The 18,909-nt window shown below is 26.1% G+C and carries 16 protein-coding genes and 3 tRNA genes; 3 read left to right on the top strand and 16 right to left on the bottom strand.

Translation table 11 applies throughout. From position 1 onward, the window contains the following. Positions 1-243: 243 nt before the first annotated feature. From R5Z65_RS01725 to R5Z65_RS01665, 13 genes are all read right to left on the bottom strand, one after another. On the bottom strand, positions 244-1,137 hold the full coding sequence (locus R5Z65_RS01725; protein WP_317366660.1) for a DUF6017 domain-containing protein: 894 nt from the start codon (positions 1,135-1,137) through the stop codon (positions 244-246). Positions 1,138-1,316: 179 nt separating this feature from the next. Continuing rightward, on the bottom strand, positions 1,317-1,616 hold the full coding sequence (locus tag R5Z65_RS01720) for a single-stranded DNA-binding protein (RefSeq protein ID WP_317366659.1): 300 nt from the start codon (positions 1,614-1,616) through the stop codon (positions 1,317-1,319). Positions 1,617-1,679: 63 nt separating this feature from the next. After that, complete coding sequence (locus R5Z65_RS01715) at positions 1,680-2,216, bottom strand: hypothetical protein (RefSeq protein WP_317366658.1); 537 nt, start codon at positions 2,214-2,216, stop codon at positions 1,680-1,682. 412 nt (positions 2,217-2,628) lie between these two features. Further along, the gene (locus R5Z65_RS01710) at positions 2,629-3,441 is read right to left on the bottom strand and encodes a Cof-type HAD-IIB family hydrolase (RefSeq protein ID WP_317366657.1); all 813 of its coding nucleotides are present in this window, start codon (positions 3,439-3,441) and stop codon (positions 2,629-2,631) included. Between the two features lie 19 nt (positions 3,442-3,460). Continuing rightward, positions 3,461-4,768, bottom strand: coding sequence for an ectonucleotide pyrophosphatase/phosphodiesterase (locus R5Z65_RS01705; protein WP_317366655.1), 1,308 nt, complete (start codon positions 4,766-4,768; stop codon positions 3,461-3,463). An 11-nt stretch (positions 4,769-4,779) separates the two neighbouring features. Further along, a complete protein-coding gene (locus tag R5Z65_RS01700; protein WP_317366653.1) occupies positions 4,780-6,081 on the bottom strand; it encodes an ABC transporter substrate-binding protein in 1,302 nt (433 codons plus the stop codon). 9 nt (positions 6,082-6,090) lie between these two features. Next, positions 6,091-6,909 (bottom strand): carbohydrate ABC transporter permease, encoded by an 819-nt coding sequence (locus R5Z65_RS01695; protein ID WP_317366652.1) that lies wholly within the window; start codon positions 6,907-6,909, stop codon positions 6,091-6,093. An 11-nt stretch (positions 6,910-6,920) separates the two neighbouring features. Next, the gene (locus tag R5Z65_RS01690) at positions 6,921-7,886 is read right to left on the bottom strand and encodes a sugar ABC transporter permease (protein ID WP_317366651.1); all 966 of its coding nucleotides are present in this window, start codon (positions 7,884-7,886) and stop codon (positions 6,921-6,923) included. A 16-nt stretch (positions 7,887-7,902) separates the two neighbouring features. Further along, positions 7,903-8,928: an ATP-binding cassette domain-containing protein gene (locus tag R5Z65_RS01685; RefSeq protein ID WP_317366649.1), complete on the bottom strand. Its 1,026-nt coding sequence runs from the start codon at positions 8,926-8,928 to the stop codon at positions 7,903-7,905. Between the two features lie 524 nt (positions 8,929-9,452). Continuing rightward, positions 9,453-9,578 (bottom strand): hypothetical protein, encoded by a 126-nt coding sequence (locus R5Z65_RS01680; protein ID WP_317366647.1) that lies wholly within the window; start codon positions 9,576-9,578, stop codon positions 9,453-9,455. Between the two features lie 702 nt (positions 9,579-10,280). After that, positions 10,281-10,366, bottom strand: a tRNA-Leu gene (locus tag R5Z65_RS01675). Positions 10,367-10,372: 6 nt separating this feature from the next. Further along, a tRNA-Val gene (locus R5Z65_RS01670) sits at positions 10,373-10,445 on the bottom strand. A 7-nt stretch (positions 10,446-10,452) separates the two neighbouring features. After that, a tRNA-Asp gene (locus R5Z65_RS01665) sits at positions 10,453-10,526 on the bottom strand. A 199-nt stretch (positions 10,527-10,725) separates the two neighbouring features. On the opposite strand from R5Z65_RS01665, the gene R5Z65_RS01660 reads away from it, so the two are divergent. The 3 genes from R5Z65_RS01660 to R5Z65_RS01650 all read left to right on the top strand — a co-directional run bounded on the left by R5Z65_RS01660 (position 10,726) and on the right by R5Z65_RS01650 (position 14,372). Continuing rightward, on the top strand, positions 10,726-12,306 hold the full coding sequence (locus R5Z65_RS01660) for a CvpA family protein (protein WP_317366646.1): 1,581 nt from the start codon (positions 10,726-10,728) through the stop codon (positions 12,304-12,306). A gap of 14 nt (positions 12,307-12,320) precedes the next feature. Next, positions 12,321-13,385, top strand: coding sequence for an undecaprenyldiphospho-muramoylpentapeptide beta-N-acetylglucosaminyltransferase (locus R5Z65_RS01655; protein ID WP_317366645.1), 1,065 nt, complete (start codon positions 12,321-12,323; stop codon positions 13,383-13,385). Positions 13,386-13,457: 72 nt separating this feature from the next. Next, positions 13,458-14,372: a DUF368 domain-containing protein gene (locus R5Z65_RS01650; RefSeq protein ID WP_317366644.1), complete on the top strand. Its 915-nt coding sequence runs from the start codon at positions 13,458-13,460 to the stop codon at positions 14,370-14,372. A gap of 437 nt (positions 14,373-14,809) precedes the next feature. Here the strand turns inward: R5Z65_RS01650 and rsmA are convergent, their stop codons facing one another. The 3 genes from rsmA to alaS form a co-directional block, all read right to left on the bottom strand. Then, positions 14,810-15,685, bottom strand: a complete 876-nt coding sequence (gene rsmA, locus R5Z65_RS01645) for a 16S rRNA (adenine(1518)-N(6)/adenine(1519)-N(6))-dimethyltransferase RsmA (RefSeq protein ID WP_317366663.1) — start codon at positions 15,683-15,685, stop codon at positions 14,810-14,812. A gap of 106 nt (positions 15,686-15,791) precedes the next feature. Then, positions 15,792-16,166 carry a hypothetical protein gene (locus R5Z65_RS01640; protein WP_317366643.1) on the bottom strand — a complete coding sequence of 125 codons (375 nt, stop codon included), beginning with the start codon at positions 16,164-16,166 and terminating at the stop codon, positions 15,792-15,794. Between the two features lie 16 nt (positions 16,167-16,182). Beyond that, complete coding sequence (alaS, locus tag R5Z65_RS01635) at positions 16,183-18,822, bottom strand: alanine--tRNA ligase (protein WP_317366641.1); 2,640 nt, start codon at positions 18,820-18,822, stop codon at positions 16,183-16,185. Positions 18,823-18,909 lie beyond the last annotated feature (87 nt).

The following is an 18,909-nucleotide window of genomic DNA, read 5'->3' as shown; positions in this document are numbered from 1 at the left end:
AATAATTTTATATATAATAATAATTTTATATAATATATTTTTGTATATAATTATATTTATATATTTAATAATATTTATATATAATATATGGGTATTTAATTCAAAATGTATCATAATACATCAATTTGAATTTTTAAAAACAAAAAAATATAACCTATTGTTTCATTTTGAAACTATTATTATTTATTATATAGTTTTGCACACTTTATCAACATTCTATATTTATTTATAAACATTCCAAAATTAAATTTCAATCCCTAAATATTGTCTATGTATATATATTAAATTTTGTACCTGAAATTCTCTTTCTAAAAATTGGTTATACAAAGTTGTTATAATATAGCTTTTAAAGTTTACAACTTTAGTGTCTATCCTTTTTAACTTCCATATAACCTCATTTATTACAGAAAAATCTATTTTAGAAAATATCCCTTTAACTGCATCTATTGGCTTTTCTTGTTTATTAATTCTTATATATCCACTTTCGGTTGTCATAACATCAAGTATAATTCGATAAATACTATCAAACATTTTTATAAATTGTTGATTTTCATCATCTAAATTTTTTTGTTGACGCATCACTTCAATTATGTTATAATCAATATTATCTTTTATGGAAGCAATTAACTTTTTTAGCTCCTGTTTCGGTTTAGCAGGGGCTATTTTCTTTTCTTCCAACTGCATTTGTGTATAATCTACAAATTCATCTATATAATTATTTTTTAAATTTTCTAAATTTTTAGAATTTATTTTTTCTTTTACTTGTACTACTTTATCAATAGTAGTTTCTTTTTTTAATTTTTCGATAGGTTCTGCTCCTAATTTTTCTAATTCTTTGTTAATAACTTGAAAATTAACTCTATATTTATGTTTTTTCTCAAGTTTATCTATTGTTATAAACCCTAATTTTTCTAATTTTTTTATGTATCTTCTTATACTAGATTTTGATAAATTGAGCATATTGTCATTTGATATTTTTTCAATATTCATTTCAAAAAATTCAGGACAATGCCAATTGTTATCAATAAATTCTTTTCTAAACCTTTGAGCAGTTTCTATAACTTCATTTAAAATTACTCCTAAAATAAAATCATCTGTTATTTTCACTAAATCCTTTTTAATTATTATTTGCTCCATAAATCTTATCCTCCTTTTTCTATTCTACTATTCATTTCTATTGGAAAAAACATCTTAAACTCACCACTTTTCTTAATTATGTAATTTTTATCTTCATAATTTTATTTTTTGAGTTTATTATTTTACCTTTTTGTACTATTTTCTATATATGTATCATTTGTTTATATCCTTTAAAATTACTATGCAAAGTATTGCTCTCTAACCAATATTTCTGCACTGTTAATTTTCATACCATATTTTTCATATGTATTTATTTTTAAAGAGCCTATAACCCCTATTCTACTTCCTTTTTTCACATTATTTTTTACCCATTCTGCACCTTTATCTAAAACAGAACACAATATAAAATCTACATCATTACTTCCCATCCTTTCTACTGCTAAAGTATACTTAGCAATAGTTTTGTCTACCCCTTTAACATTTATAATTGAAATTTTAGGGTCTATTGCCAAACGTCCTATAAGTGATATATTATTCATAATTCTTCTCCTTATAATTTATAATATTTTTCTTTTAATCAAAAATCATTTTGTAACACCTTTTTATGTAGTTATTCTATATTTAACCTTTCTTTTAAACTCTACATAATCTGTCGTTTTATTTACGATGATTTGTTCTTTATCATCAATAAAGTTTTTCTCTTTATATTCTCTTTGAATTTTTGAAAACTCTTTTATTTCTAAAGTTTTATTGTTTATTAATGTTAAAATCTTACATTGATTAAGAACATACCAATCATCATTAAGATTTAATTTCCTTTTAATTTCTTTATCTAATATAGTTATTTTAACTAAATCAATATCAAATAAAAATTTTAATATTGGTTTTAAATTAGTATCAAAAATTTTTTCTTTAAATGAACACTTAATTGTAAATGTTTTACCACAATATTTACAAATATACCTATTTTTCTTAAGATATATTTCCTTTTTAAAAAATTCTTTTAAAAATTTCTTATTTAAGTTAGACATCATACAACCTTTAATATTAAGTTGATTACTTTTACAATAAGGACACTCTGTATCTTCTAGTTTTAAAGTAATTTTAGTGTCATTTTCCTCTATGATGCTTATTTCCATTTAGTCCACTTCCTTTAATACAATGTTGTATAATATTAATATCAACAACAACTATATTCTTATTTATAATTTTTTCTCTTACTACATATATTTTTTAAATTTTGTTTATATAGCCATTTCAATTAAATACTTCTCAATAAATGATTGTGTATAAATCTGTTTTATCTTAAACACCTCATTCCATTTAAAAATTGCACAACAAAAAAAGTTGTATACTATTTTAGCTTTGGTAATTTTTTTAACCGCCACTAAAAACAGTATACAACCAATATTTTTAAAACTCTCCCATATTTTTTTGTATACTTTAGTATAACCTATACACTAGAAAGCAAATGAAAGAACAAAAAGACTACTATAAAATTTGCATTTTATATAGTAGTCTAAAATTATATTTATTTTGTTATAATATCATCTATAATTTGTTTATTATTAGATGCTCTATGTATTCTATAAAATCTGCAACAGCTCCATTTTCACAACTTCCAGCAATAAAATTACATTTACTTTTTAAGTAATCATCTGTTATATCAGTACATGCACTTATACCTGCTGTACTCATTATTTGCTCATCATTAAAACTATCTCCTATAAAGAATGTATTTTTTATATCTATATTCTTTTCACTACAAAATAATTTTAAAGCATCTCCTTTACTAACACCTTTTAACACCATTTCAAATAAATTATCTCCAGATTGAACAAAATATACACCTTCAAAATATTTATCTTCATTTAAGGACTTTATAATACTCTTGATTTTATTTTTATCTACCAAAAATAAAAATTTATAAAAAGGTCCTTCTAAATCTTCTAAATTAACTGTCGAAAATTTTACATCAAATTTTATTCTATCTGTTATATGATTTACATTTAAATACCCCTCTTTATTAACTGCAACAAGCCCCCAGTCTAAATTTTCATTAGCTAGTTTCTCAAAATATTCAAAGCTTTTTTCTGGTAACATCTTATTATATAAAAATTTATTTTCATAGAAACTATAAATACTTGCACCATTATTTATTAGAGAATATCCGTTTATAGGTACTTCCTTAATAAAATCTGTTAAATCACTCAAATACCTTCCTGTTGCAACACCAAAAGTTCCCCCTTTATCTGTAAATCTTTTAATGGCCTCTATATTTCTTTTAGGTATACCTATTTCTGTTCTACCTAACGTTCCATCTATATCACTAAATAAATATATTCCTTCAAATATGTCACTCAAATTAAAACACCTCTTAAACTTATTTAAAAATATCTAACTCTTTACCCATTAGTCCTTCCATTTTTACATTTGATAATCTTGCAAGAGTTGGGCAAACATCTAGCATTTTTGCTTTTTCTATAACTACTTTACTTTTTATATCTGGGCCAAAAGCCAAAAGAGGTGGTTTGTTTCCTTTTTTTGTACTGTGTCCATGAGTTGCATTATATACATAGTAGCCTTCTTCACCTTTTTCTATTAATGTCTTACCTTTATATTTTATACCAAAGTATGTACCTAAAGTTCCCTCTATTACAAATGAAAAGTTACCACTAAGATTTTCTTCTTCTAAAGCTTCTTCTTTAGTATATATTCTTTCTATACATTTTGGATATTTTTCTTTAATTTCACTTAAAACTTTATATACTTTTTCTAAATCTTCTTTATTATCTGGATTTTTTAATATTACTTGAGTAGAAAATCCTGCTGAAAAGCTATATGCTGTATAATCCTTTGGATTTTGATTTTCATCTAATTCTATAAGTCCATTTTCTACAAACAATGTATTTAAATCAAATATACGTTGTATATCTATTTGTCCGTGGTCTCCTAATATAACAAAATTAGTATTATCATATGTTCCTGCATCTTTAGTTGCTTGTATAAATCTCCCTATTAATACATCTAATTGCCTTAGGGAATCCTTTACCTCATCACCTTCAACACCATAAGTATGTCTTATATGGTCTAACCATATAATATGACATAATAGTAAATCAGGTTTATCATTTTTTAAAATATCAAGTGCTATTTCTGGTGTAAATCTAACTAAATCATTATTATTTTTCCAATCAAATTTGGATATGTAGCTATCAAAATATCTTTCAAAAGCAACATCAGAAGATGCACTTTTAAATAATTCTTCTGCCTGTTCATTATGACCTCTTTCTGGCCATATTTCTGGTACATTAATTCCTCTTTTATCGCCTGCTGTAACTGGCCAACAAACTGTTGAAACAGTTTTATTGCTATTGTAAACAGCATCTACTATAGTTTGTGTCTTAATATTTTCTTTATGCCAATACCAGTTTGAACCCATTAAACTCCAATCATGGTCTTTTGGGGATATATCAGATTTTTGATTATGAAAAATACCGTGTTTATCAGGTGTAACACCTGTTACCATTGTTACATGAATAGGATATGTCAATGTAGGATATATTTCTTCTAAATTTTCTACTATTGCAGCCTTTTCCTTTAATTTACTAAAATTAGGCATATTAAATAAAATATCTAAATCATTTGTTTGTAAAGCATCTAATGACAATACTACTAATTTATTATCCATAATAAATCTCCTTATTTACCTTGTAATATATTATCTATTTTTTCTTGATAAGTTTTTAATATTTCATTTACATCTTTTAAATTAACAAATACTGCATCCATAACATTTGTTAATTCTTTTTTTGCTTCAATATATTCTTTGTTCATTGGTCTACCATGTCCATAACTTTCTAATTGGTCTAAGGCAACTTTAAATTGTGGTCTTTCTTTAAATAAATTTTGTATTTCTTCTGTTTCTACCACTGCTTTAGATGTTGGTACATATCCTGTTGTAACAGTTGATATTGCTGCTTGTTCTGGGCTAGTTATCCACTTAATAAATTCCCAAGCTGCTTCCTTTTCTTTATCACTAGCTTTACTTGTTATAACTAAATTACAACCACCTGTAGGAACACCATATTCTTTAGCTTTTGGTAAAAATGCTGTATTTATTTCAAAGTTATTTTCTTCTGCAATTTGTAAATTTTTAGTTAAATCAGCTGTTGATGCAAACCACATTGCTGCATTTTGGTTTAATATATCTGCTGAAACTTTAGATGAATCTCCTCCAGAATGTGTTCTTATAATATTATCTTTAGCTAAATTTTGGAAAAATGTAAATATTTTTTTACCTTCATCAGTATTTAAATTTGTAGTTTTTCTATCTTCACTTAAAATAGATGTACCATGTTGTAAAAAGAACCCTTCTAATACCCACTCATAAGAATACATAGAAATTCCATATTTTCCTGTTTTTTCTTTAATTGTTCTTGCATAAGTTTCTAATTCTTCCCAAGTTTTTGGTCCTTCTGGATTAAGCCCTGCTTCATTTAATAAAGTAGTATTTAAATACAGTATAGGTGTACTTCTTAAATATGGCAAACCATAAAAATTATCATTTACAACACAATTTTCTAATAAACCTTCATAAAAATCTGATATATTAACATTGTCCTTTTGTATATATTCATCTAAAGGAGTAATTAACCCATTATTAGCAAATGTTTCAATAGATGCTATTTCCATAACACTAATTGCTGGAACTTCTCCTGATATATGAGCTGCTTGTAATTTTTGGTGTACATCATCATAAGCTCCTTGATATTCTGCTATAACTTCTATCCCCTTTTCTTTTCCAACAGTATCATTAAATTTTTTAACCATATTTTCATTATTCTCTTGTATTTTATCTGTATATGCATACCAAAATTTAATTTTTGTAACATCATTGCTACTGTCTATAGGTAATTGTCCCATTGTATTTTCATTATTAGATGTTCCACAACCTGTTAACAATAAAGCTCCACATAATAATATAGATAATAATTTTTTCATAAGTTCCTCCTATTTTTCACCCATATAGGTAAATGCTTTAATAATATGTTTTTGTGCTAGTAAAAATACAACTATTATTGGTACTACTAAAAGTACATTTCCTGCCATTAATATTTGATAACTTATTCCTCCTTCTACTTGTCTAAGGCTAGATATACCAACAGTTAAAGGTCTTACATCATTATTAGTAGTTAAAACTAATGGCCAAAAGTAATCATTCCAACTATTAATAAATGTTAATAATAACATAGTTACTACTGTAGGTTTTGCTATTGGCAACATAATTTTAGTCAATATTTTCCATTCATTAGCTTTATCTAATCTCGCTGCTTCTAAAAGTTCTTCTGGAACTTGTTTAAAATTTTGTCTAAGCATAAATATAGAGAAAGCACTACAAGCAGATGGTAATATTAAAGATATGTAACTATTTATAAGATTTAACTTACTAAATAATAAAAATACTGGCAAAAATATAAGCTGTGCTGGTATCATCATAGTTAATAATGTTATAGCAAATAAAATATTTTTTCCTTTAAATCTAAATCTAGCAAAAGCATATGCTGCAGGTATTACTGTTATTAATTGACATAAAATTACACTAACGGTAACTATTACACTATTTTTTAACATATTCATAAATGGTATATTTTTAAATACTTGTACAAAATTGTTAAATTGAGGCTCTGATACAAAAAATGAAGGTGGCATTTTTAATGTTTGGCCTAATGTTTTTAAAGATGTTAATATCATCCAATAAAAAGGTATAAAAAATACTAAAAATATTAATATATTTATTATTGTTTTTAATATAATCTTTAAATATTTCAATATTATTCCTCCTAACGATAATGAACTCTTTTATCTAAGTTTTTAAAGTATACTAAAGTACAAATACCTAGTATAAGCATTAGTATTACACCTATTGCAGAAGCATATCCTATTTTATAAAACTTAAAGCCATTTTCATAAATCATATTAACAAATGTATTTGTAGAGTTCATTGGTCCTCCTTGTGTAATAAGATTTACTGGTTCAAAAACTTTAAAAGACCCTATTATATTCATAAGAGTTATAAAAAATAAAGTTGGAGATATCATAGGTAATGTTATTTTAAAGAATGTTGAAGTTTCTGATGACTTATCTAGTTTTGCTGCCTCATATAAATAACTAGGAACTGCTTTCATAGCCGATATAATAATTATTGTATTATAACCAATGCTCTTCCAAATAGCTATTAGTATAAGAGAATTTAAAGCATATTTTGGATTATCTAACCAACCTATACCATTAATACCAAATAACTGTAAAAAAAAGTTTAATAACCCATAATCTGAGTCCATAAGCCACATCCATATAAATGATATAGATACTAATGATATAATATAAGGAAAAAAACTTATGCTTTGTAAGGCTCTATTTATTCTTGTATCTTTTTTTAAATATAGTGCTAATAAAATAGATATAACTAATGATAATGATACTGTTAAAAACACATATTTAAAAGAATTTATACTTACTTGCCAAAATGTTTCATCCTTAAAAAGAATAATAAAATTATCAAATCCAACAAAAGCTTTATCTTGCATCAAATCCCATTCAAAAAAGCTTAAATAAACCATATAAAATATTGGATATATTACAAACATACCTAAAATTATAATAGCTGGTGTTATCATTAAATATGGAATTAACTTTTTTAAAATACCTTTACTCATAACATTTTTAACATAATCTCCATAAGAAGTCGTATTTTTTTCACCTTTTTCTTTTACTTTTAATGTAGATATACTTTTCAGATTATCCATATAGTAACTTCCCTTTCTAATTTTCTATTCTCATTTCATTTACATCAAAAAAATGTAAATCTTCATTTTTTATAAAAACTACGCACCTTTTTTCATTTATAGCAGTCTTATTAAATGTTTTAACATTTATATTCCCACAATCTGTTGCTATTTTATATAATATTTGATCTCCTAATAACTCTTTTGTTATAATCTCACCATCTAACCTTAAACAGTTTTCATCTTCCTCTAAAAGTGCTTTTTCTGGTCTAAATCCTATAAAAGCTGCTTCTTGTGGTATATTTTTAATTGCTATATCAAGCTTTTCTTTTTTAATAATATTCATAGGAGGAGAGCCTATAAATTTAGCTGTATAAACATTTTTAGGTTTTTCATAAATCTCCATAGGAGTACCTATTTGTTGTACTTCTCCCTTATATAATAATACTATTTTTGTAGCCATAGACATTGCTTCTACTTGGTCATGTGTTACATATAAAAATGTAGTTTTTAGTTTTTGGTATAGCTCTATAAGGTCTGTTCTAATTTGAGTTCTTAATTTAGCATCTAAATTAGATAATGGCTCGTCCATTAAAAATACTTTTGGGTCTTTTACAATAGCTCTAGCAAGTGCTACTCTCTGTCTTTGTCCTCCTGATAAATTTTGAGGCTTTCTATCTATAAAATCTTGTAGCCCTACTATTTTAACTGCTTCCATTATTTTTTCTTCTCTTTCTTGTTTTGGAACTTTCATATTTTTAAGCCCAAATTCTATATTCCCTCTAACAGTCATTGTTGGATATAATGCATAATTTTGAAATACCATGGCTATATTTCTATCTCCAGGCTCTACATCTTTCATATCTTTATCTCCTATATAGATATTACCATATGTTTCTTTTTCTAAGCCTGCAACCATTCTAAGTATAGTTGATTTTCCACAACCAGAAGCTCCTAAAAGAACTGTAAAGCTACCATCTTCTATTTCTAAATTAAGGTCCTTTATAATAGGCTGATTCTTACTATACTCCTTACATATATTTTTAAGTACTATATTTGCCATAAACTCCTCCAAAGTAATATTTCTGTTTAAATTTAAATCATCATACTAATTATAATTTTATTTTTTTTCTCTCTCTATCAAATTTTTGTAAATATTCTATTTTATTTTTGTAAATTTTCTGTTTTGTTTTTATATATTTTGTAAATTTTCTATATAATGTATAGATATGTTATACTAGACTATAAAAGCTTATTTAAATTTAAAGATAAAAATAATTAAAGAATAAATAATCTTATTAAATTAATAAAAATAGGACTTAAAAACCTTGATTTATAAATCTTTTTTAACTAGTCCTATTATATCAATAAACTACTCATAGCTCTTAACAATATATCTATCCATTCATATTTTGTGAAATATTCTGTGTTATTTTTAAATTAATTTATATCTACATAAGGCATTTGTATTGGTTTAATTTTTTATTTTTATTAGAGACTTACTATTATATACTGAAGCTTTAAAATTACCTTTATCATTAATAAATTCATCTTCATACCTATAATTCATTTTTATGTATTTTAAATTTATAATACACCATATACCACTATTTCTACTTTATAGTTCATATTATTATCAACTTCATAATTTTGTATGCTTAATGAACCTACTATGCCTATCCTTATGCCTTTTTTATATATTTTTCTATCCATTCTGCACCTTTATCAATAACAGAACAACATATATAGTCTATATATTTGCTATTTTCTTTATATTTCACTATACATTTATCTCGGAAATAACAGGTTCTTTTACTAATCTTCCAATCAATCTAATCGTATTCATATTTACACCTATATTTGATAATATTTCTTACCCACAATTATTTTAATTTAAAGTATGTTCCACTAGCTTACATAATTTTATTTGTTCCATTGGTATTTTATATTTTGAAGATAAATATATACTTCCAATTTCAGTATTGTCAACTAATATATTTTCAATCTTCCTTGTGCTTGAAAAGAAAAGTTAGCTTTACATTTTCTGAAGGTATATCTTTTCTTTTCAATGTTAAAATATCTACATTTAAGAATTCTATAATCCCTAATAAAGATAAATCACATTATTGATAACCATTTAAACCAATTTCTTTATTATTACAATAAAGACATCACATATAATCATTTTCTAGATAAAGTATAACTTCTGTTTTATTTTCTTTTTTCACTATTTCAGGTGTTATTTTTAATTTATTCATATTTCCCCTCCTAAAAAATTGCACAAACAAAAAAAGTTGTATAATATTTAGCTTTAGTGATTTTTTTCACTGCCACTAAATACATTATACAACCAATTTAAACAACATCTTAATTATATTTAATAAAAAAACCACCTTTAAGGTGGTTTATAAATACTGCCCGAGACCGGAATCGAACCGGTACGGGATTTAACTCCCGCAGGATTTTAAGTCCTGTGCGTCTGCCAGTTCCGCCACTCGGGCAAAGTATGGGAACAACAGGGCTCGAACCTGTGACCCCTTGCTTGTAAGGCAAGTGCTCTCCCAGCTGAGCTATGCTCCCATATAAGCGACCCAAAAGGGGCTCGAACCCTCGACCTCTGGCGTGACAGGCCAGCGCTCTAACCAACTGAGCTATTGGGCCTTAGCGTTTACTGCTAACGACAAAATAAATTATAATATATATATAAATAAATGTCAATACTTTTTTTAAAAAATTTTAAAATTATTTTTACACTTAAATTTTAAGTAAATTATAACCCAATATTAACATTATTTTAATTTGACAAATACTATTAAATTAGCTACTATTATCATATACATATGTAAAGGACGTGATTAAATTGAAAAAAACTATTTTTAAAGTTTTAGCTTTTTTAATTTTTATATTTTTATTATTTTTATTTTATTACATTTACTTACCAGTAATAAATATCCATTCTTCTGATTTATGGATTTTTGTTATAATGTTATTATTTTTAGGTGCTGGTGGGTATAAACTTATAAAGTTTAAAACAGCTAACAAAAAAATTATTAAAAGTATTGTATTTTTAAATGTATTTCTTATATCTATATACTTATTAGGTAGCATACTCTCATCTCCTATTGTAAATGCAAAAAAATATCAATCTTTAATAAATATTAAAAATGGTAATTTTAAAACAGATATAAAAGAAATATCTTATGATGAAATACCTATTTTGGATAAAGATACTGCTATCAATTTAGGTTCTAGAAAAATGGGTAGTATAGTAGATATGGTTTCTCAATTTGAAGTTAATAACCTTTACACTCAAATAAACTACAAATCTAAACCTACAAGAGTTACTCCCCTAGACTATGGAAATATTTTTAAATGGCTTATAAATAGAAAAAATGGTATACCAGCCTATATGATGATAGATATGACAACACAAGAAACACAGTTAGTAAATCTTGATGATGGTATAAAATATTCCTTTTCCGAACCATTAAATAGAAATGTTAAACGCCATCTTAGGTTTAATTATCCAACATATATGTTTGATAATATAAGCTTTGAAATAGATGATAACGGCACTCCTTATTGGATATGCCCTGTTAAAACATATTCTATTGGTCTATTTGGAGGACCAGTTATAAAAAAGGTTGTATTATTAAATGCTATAACAGGCGAGCTTTCAGAGTATAATATAGAAGATGTACCTATGTGGGTAGACTCTGTTTATTCTGCTGAGCTTTTAATATCTTATTATAATTATTATGGTATGCTAAAAAATGGATATTTTAATAGTATACTAGGGCAAAAAGGTTGCCTAAAAACAACTGAAGGTTACAACTATATAGCTTTAAATGATGATGTTTATGTATATACAGGTGTAACATCTGTTAGTGGTGATAGGTCTAATGTTGGTTTTGTACTTATGAACAAACGTACTGGTGAGTCTAAATACTACACTATATCTGGTGCTCAAGAAACCTCTGCAATGGCATCTGCCGAAGGACAAGTACAACATTTAGGATATAAGGCAACTTTCCCTCTCCTTCTTAACATATCAGACCAACCAACTTATTTTATAGCCTTAAAAGACGAGGCAGGCCTTGTTAAAAAATATGCTATGGTTAATATAGAGAAATATCAAATTGTAGCAATAGGAGATACTGTGTCCGAATGTGAAAATAACTATGTAGACTTACTATCTAAAAGTAATATAGAATTAAACAAAAATAAAGATAAACAAAATATTAATGGCAAAATAATGTATTTAAAAGAAATTGTTATAGATGGCAATAGCCATATATTTATAAAAATTGATAATAATACTAAATATTTTGGTATACCTATTAAAAATAATTTAAATATACTAAACTACCAATTAAATGATAATATTAGTATAGAATATGAAAAACAAGAAAATTATAATATAATTACAAATATAAATTAATATGAGGTGATTTTTTGAAAAAAATAGTTTTAACTGGAGGTGGCACTGCTGGACACGTTAATCCTAATGTTGCACTTATTCCATTTTTAAAAGAAAAAGGATACCATATAAGCTATATAGGTAGTAAAGAAGGTATAGAAAAAAATTTAATAAAACCTTTAGGTATAGATTACTATGAAATATCTACAGGTAAACTTAGAAGATATTTAGATTTTAAAAACATAACAGATAGTTTTAGGGTTGTAAAAGGTATATCTGATGCAACATCTATAATAAAAAAAATTAAACCAAATATTATATTTTCTAAAGGTGGATTTGTTAGCGTTCCTGTTGTTATAGGTGGATATTTTAATAAAGTACCTGTTATAATACACGAATCTGATATATCTCCTGGGCTAGCTAATAAACTATCCATACCTTTTTCTAAAAAAGTTTGTGCAACCTTTCCAGAGGCGTTACAAAATATACCAAAAGATAAAGCTATATTAACAGGAACACCTATAAGAGAAGAGCTTTTTAAAGGCTCTAAAGAAAAAGGCTATAAGCTATGCAATTTTAAAGATACTAAGCCTATTATTTTAATTATGGGAGGCTCTTTAGGCTCTGTAAAAATAAATATGGTATTAAGACAATGCTTAGACAATCTTTTAAAAGATTTTAATATAATACATTTATGTGGTAAAAATAACTTAGATAATAACATTAATGTACAAGGCTATTATCAATTAGAATATGCAAAAGATGAGCTAAAACACCTTTTAGCTGTTAGCGATTTAATAATATCTAGGGCAGGCTCTAATGCAATATGTGAAATTTTGGCATTAAAAAAACCTAACCTTTTAATACCTCTTTCTAAAAATGCAAGTAGAGGAGACCAAATATTAAATGCCAATTCTTTTAAAAAACAGGGATTTAGTACTGTTTTATACGAAGAAGATTTATCTAAAGATAGCTTAAAAGAAAATATTTATAGTCTATATAATCAAAAAACAGACTATATTAATGCTATGAATAAATCTTATTTAAATAACTCTATAAATAAAATTTTAGAACAAATAGATAATTTATGTAAATATTGATTTTTTTTATAAAACATATATAATATAAATAACGTATAATATTTATAAAAAATATTTTTAAGGAGATAAAAAATGAATAAATTTTTAAATTTATTTTTAAAGGGTATATTTGTTGGTGTAGCAAATATTATCCCTGGTGTTAGTGGTGGTACAATAGCTGTCGTTCTTAGGATTTTTGACCAAATGATAGATGCTATAAACAACTTTTTTAAACAACCTAAAAAACATATAAAATTTTTAGTCCCATTATTTTTAGGAGCTGGAGTTGGTATATTAATCTTTAGCAAGATAATAGAAATTTGCTTAGCAAAAGAATCTTTGCCTACTAGTATGTTTTTTGTAGGGTTAGTTGTTGGAAGTATTCCCCTTATTATTAGGCACGCAAAGAAAAAGCCAGTTAAACCTATTTATTATCTAGCTAGCTTAATAAGTTTTAGCATAGTTGTTATTATATCTTTTATGAAAGAGCCTACATCGTCTTCTACAGATATTATTATAACTATCCCTTGGCTTATAAAAATATTTATATATTGTATGATAGCTAGTGCTGCTATGGTTGTACCTGGTATAAGTGGCTCTTTTGTTATGGTACTTCTTGGTGTATATAATGTTATATTAACATCTATTAGCAAGCTTGTGCCTACTGTTATTGATGGTATTAGCCTTATGTCTAAAAATAGCTTCTTAGAAGGTGTAAAATACATAGTATCTTCTAGTTCATTTATTACAATTTTAGTTGGTGGTATTGGTATAGTTCTAGGTATTATCCTTATATCAAAACTTATAGCATTTTTATTAGAAAAGGCTTTTTCTGTAACGTATTTTTCTATTTTAGGGCTTATATTTGGCTCTATATTCTCTATATTTAAAGATAATATGACATATAGTAGCTATAATGGTAATATACCTATTTTAAGTATTATATTAGCTGTTATAATGGCAATAATAGGATTTTTTATTGCCTTTAAATTAAGTGGAGAAGAATAATTTGTATAAATCAATTTTTTATATACTTTGTATCTAAAATAAATATTTCTAAATTTATATAAATATACAAAAAATAGGAGTTTTAATCTCCTATTTTAGACTTTAGACAAAGTAATATTAAAGCAAATTTTTTAATTTTTATATCCTATTTATATAGTGCAAAATTTTTAATTACATTAAATTATGCAAAAAGCTAGATTTCAAAGGGCTTTAACCCTTGTGTAAAGAAATCTAGCTTTTTATTACAACCTAAAATATAATTTTACCTATAAGGTATCCTAACTGATAACAGCCTATAACCGATAAAGTTAAATAAAAAAAGTTTTTCATAATATCTCCTCCCATATATTTAATCTTTGGCACATTAATATTATATGAAAGAAAATATTAATTAATGCTATATTCTTGTACAAAAATAGCTACATTTATTTACATTATTATAAATACTTTTCTATTACTTTTGTAAGATTGGCAAAATCTTCTATTGTAAGACGCTCTCCTCTAATGTTTACATCAAACCCTGCTTCTTCTAAAATTTTTGCTATTTTTTCTTTATCAAATTTAAAATTTTCTGCATTAAATATACAATTTAAAAGAGTTTTCCTTCTTTGAGAAAATGCAACTTTTATAACATAGTAAAATAACTCTAAATTATCTACATCTACAGGGGGAGTATCCAACGTAGTAAGCCTTATAACAGCAGAATCTACATTAGGCCTTGGCATAAAGCAATTTCTAGGTACATTAGCCACTAAATAAGGCTCACAGAAATATTGAACTATAACAGATAAAGAGCCATAATCTTTAGTACCTGGTGTTGCCTCCATTCTATAAGCAACCTCTTTTTGTATCATAACAGTTATACTATCTATAGGTAATCTATTTTCTAATATATTCATTATTATAGGAGTTGTAATATAATAAGGTAAATTTGCTACAACCTTTATATTATACCCCTTATTTTTTTCTGCTATCTTTTTTATGTCTACTTTTAAAATATCTTCATTTATAATTTCAATATTATCAAAATTAGATAATGTGTCTTGTAAAATAGGTATAAGAGTTTTATCTATCTCCACAGCTATAACTTTTTTTGCGTTTTTTGCAAGGCAAGCTGTAAGTGTACCTATACCAGGTCCTACCTCTATAACTATGTCTTTATCAGATATATTGGCAGATGATACTATTTTGTCTAAAACAAGTTGGTCTATTAAAAAGTTTTGCCCAAAATTTTTCTTAAAGGCAAAATCATATTTATTTATAATTTCCTTTGTTTTAAATGCTAATGTTTTATTATTTTCTGTATTATTGATATTAATCTCTCCAAACTTTATTTAATTTTAGCCACCTCTATATAAGAAGTGGCTATTAATTATAACTATCTACATATTAATTTTGATACTCTACACATAAAAATATTTATTTATTTCTATAATATGTTTCTTTTCCATACTCTAATTTAAATTTATCTCCCATATCTTCAAAATAAATTTTTTCTGTTTTAGTTTTACCATCTGCACCAATAACTTCTACATTAGATGAATCTACAAGATTATATTTTAAAGAAACTAATCCAGAAGAACCCTCATATAAGAATTTACCTTCTGGAGTAACTTGAAAAATTTTACCATCTTCGCTTTCATATTCTCCAACAATATTTTCTTGCATAAGGTTAAATAGCTCTATTTTTTCTTCTTCTGTCATATTATCTACAGGGCTTGTAGTATCTTCTTTACCACACCCTACCAATGCAATAGATAAAATTATTAATATAGCTAAAATTAATTTTTTCATTTTATTTTCCCCCAAATTATATAACATCTTTTATAAAATCTAAAGTACATTTTATAGCTTCATCTATTTTAGATGGGTCTTTACCGCCTGCTTGAGCCATATTAGGACGGCCACCACCACCACCACCACAAATAGTAGCAGCCTTTTTAACTATATCTCCAGCTTTAACATTAGCTTTTATAGCACTATCGCTACACATAGATATAAAGTTAACTTTTCCATCATTATCACTAGCTAAAAGTATAGCATAGTCTGATAGCTTTTCTTTTATTTTATCCCCCATATTTCTAAGGGTATCCATATCCATATTAGAAACTTTACAAACTAAAATATCTATACCATTTATAGTTTCTTTTTGGTTTAATATTTCATCTAAAAGTCCAGATGATAATTTAGATTTTAAACTTTCTATTTCTTTTAAAAGCTTTTTATTTTCTTCTGTTATAGATAAAGATTTAGCTACAACATTTTTAGGGTTAGCTTTTAAGTTTTCACAAATATTAAGTATTGTATTTTCTCTTTCTTCATAAAAATCTAAAGCTCCAAAGCCTGTTACTGCTTCTATACGTCTAACACCAGCAGCAACACCACTTTCAGAAACTATCTTAAAGCTACCTATTTGAGCAGAGTTTTTAAGATGTGTACCACCACAAAGCTCAATAGAATACCCACCAATATTTATAACTCTAACAACATCTCCATATTTTTCTCCAAAAAGGGCTGTTGCCCCTTCTTTTTTAGCTGTTTCTATATCTGTTTCTTTAATACATACATCAAGTCCTTTTAAAATATGTGTATTAACAGCTTTTTCTATTTTGTATAAATCTTCTTTTGTTAATGCCTCAAAATGAGTAAAGTCAAAACGTAAACGACTTTTAGATACTAAAGAACCTGCTTGTTCTATATGATTACCTAAAATTTCTTTTAGTGCTTTGTGTAAAATATGAGTTGCAGTATGATTTCTAGTAATAGAAAGTCTTTCTTCTTCGTCTATTTTTAATATAACACTATCATTTACTTTTATTTGACCCTTTTTAACAACACCAAAATGTAAAATTTTATTTCCACCAAAGTTTGTACAGTCATTTACTTCTATTAAAACATTACCATTTTCAATAGTTCCTTTATCTCCAACTTGTCCACCCATTTCTGCATAAAAAGGTGTTTTATCAACAACTATTACTACTTTATCTCCTTCTTTAGCACTATCTACAATAGCATCTTCACACACAATAGCTAAAACTTTACTATCTTTAAGGTTATCATTATCATATCCCAAAAATTCGCTTTTCATAGCTGGGTCTAATTTATGGAATATAGTTTCTTCTGCTCCCATATAAGTGTCTTCTTCTCTAGCAGAACGTGCTTTGTTTTTTTGGTTTTCCATTTCTTTTAAGAAACCATCTTCGTCTATTGTCATATTTACTTCTTCTAATATTTCTTTCATAAGGTCAAAAGGAAAACCATAAGTGTCATAAAGCTTAAATGCATCTTCACCTTTTAATTTATTGTTATTATTAGATTTTAACTCATCTATCTTTTGTTTTAAAAGCTCCATACCTGTATCTATTGTAGCATAAAATCTTTCTTCTTCTACTGTTAAAATCTTATTAATATAGTCTTTCTTTTCTTCTAGCTCTGGATAAGCATCTTTAGATGTTTCTATAACTATTTTGCTTAAATCTGTTAAAAATAAATCATTTATCCCTAATATTTTACCGTGTCTTGCAGCACGTCTTAAAAGACGTCTAAGAACGTAGCCACGACCCTCATTAGAAGGTAAAACACCATCTGCTGTCATAAATGTAACTGACCTAATATGGTCTGTTATAACCCTTATAGATATATCTTTTTTCTTATCTGCTCCATATTTAGTATTAGACAATTCACAAACTTTATCTCTAATAGCTTTTATTGTATCTACATCAAATATAGAGTTTACTCCCTGCATAACAGTAGCTATTCTCTCAAGCCCCATACCTGTATCTATATTAGGATTATCGAGGTTAGAATATGTTCCATCTTCTTCTCTGTTAAACTGTGTAAAAACTAAATTCCATATTTCCATATACCTATCACAGTCACAACCTACATAACAATTAGGATTATCACAACCATATTGCTCACCCTTGTCAAAATATATTTCAGAGCAAGGTCCACAAGGTCCTGTGCCGTGCTCCCAAAAATTATCTTCTTTACCAAGACGTACTATTTTCTTTTCTGGTATTCCAACCTTTTTATTCCATATTTCAAATGCCTCATCGTCATCTTGGTATACAGATACATAAAGCCTATCCTCTGGTAATTGTAGTACCTTTGTAAAAAACTCCCAAGCCCAAGGGATAGCCTCCTCCTTAAAATAATCTCCAAAAGAGAAATTTCCAAGCATTTCAAAAAATGTACCGTGTCTTGCTGTTTTACCTACATTTTCTATATCTCCTGTTCTAATACATTTTTGACAAGTTGTAACCCTTTTATTTGGTGGTATTTGTTGCCCTGTAAAATATGGCTTTAAAGGAGCCATACCAGAATTTATAAGTAACAAACTTTTGTCATTTTGTGGCACTAAAGAAAAACTATTCATTTTTAAATGCCCTTTTTCTTGAAAAAAGTCTAAATATTTTTTTCTAATTTCATTTACACCTAAATTTTTCATATATTCCTCCATAATTTTTTTGCTATATTAATTATATAAAATACACTTGTATATGTCAACTTTTTGTAAATTTTATTGTCCATATAA

Source organism: uncultured Tyzzerella sp. (genome assembly GCF_963558545.1).
Taxonomy (GTDB): domain Bacteria; phylum Bacillota; class Clostridia; order Lachnospirales; family CAG-274; genus Tyzzerella.
Note: the sequence above shows the minus strand (reverse complement) of the source record. Positions and strands in the feature narration are given on the sequence as shown.

Coding starts and splice junctions, on each gene's coding strand:
- R5Z65_RS01650 (WP_317366644.1), top strand. CDS start 13,458: ATGAATAAATTTTTAAATTTATTTTTAAAGGGTATATTTGTTGGTGTA.
- R5Z65_RS01700 (WP_317366653.1), bottom strand. CDS start 6,081: ATGAAAAAATTATTATCTATATTATTATGTGGAGCTTTATTGTTAACA.
- R5Z65_RS01720 (WP_317366659.1), bottom strand. CDS start 1,616: ATGAATAATATATCACTTATAGGACGTTTGGCAATAGACCCTAAAATT.
- R5Z65_RS01725 (WP_317366660.1), bottom strand. CDS start 1,137: ATGGAGCAAATAATAATTAAAAAGGATTTAGTGAAAATAACAGATGAT.
- R5Z65_RS01640 (WP_317366643.1), bottom strand. CDS start 16,166: ATGAAAAAATTAATTTTAGCTATATTAATAATTTTATCTATTGCATTG.
- R5Z65_RS01715 (WP_317366658.1), bottom strand. CDS start 2,216: ATGGAAATAAGCATCATAGAGGAAAATGACACTAAAATTACTTTAAAA.
- R5Z65_RS01685 (WP_317366649.1), bottom strand. CDS start 8,928: ATGGCAAATATAGTACTTAAAAATATATGTAAGGAGTATAGTAAGAAT.
- R5Z65_RS01705 (WP_317366655.1), bottom strand. CDS start 4,768: ATGGATAATAAATTAGTAGTATTGTCATTAGATGCTTTACAAACAAAT.
- alaS (WP_317366641.1), bottom strand. CDS start 18,822: ATGAAAAATTTAGGTGTAAATGAAATTAGAAAAAAATATTTAGACTTT.
- R5Z65_RS01680 (WP_317366647.1), bottom strand. CDS start 9,578: ATGGATAGAAAAATATATAAAAAAGGCATAAGGATAGGCATAGTAGGT.
- R5Z65_RS01690 (WP_317366651.1), bottom strand. CDS start 7,886: ATGGATAATCTGAAAAGTATATCTACATTAAAAGTAAAAGAAAAAGGT.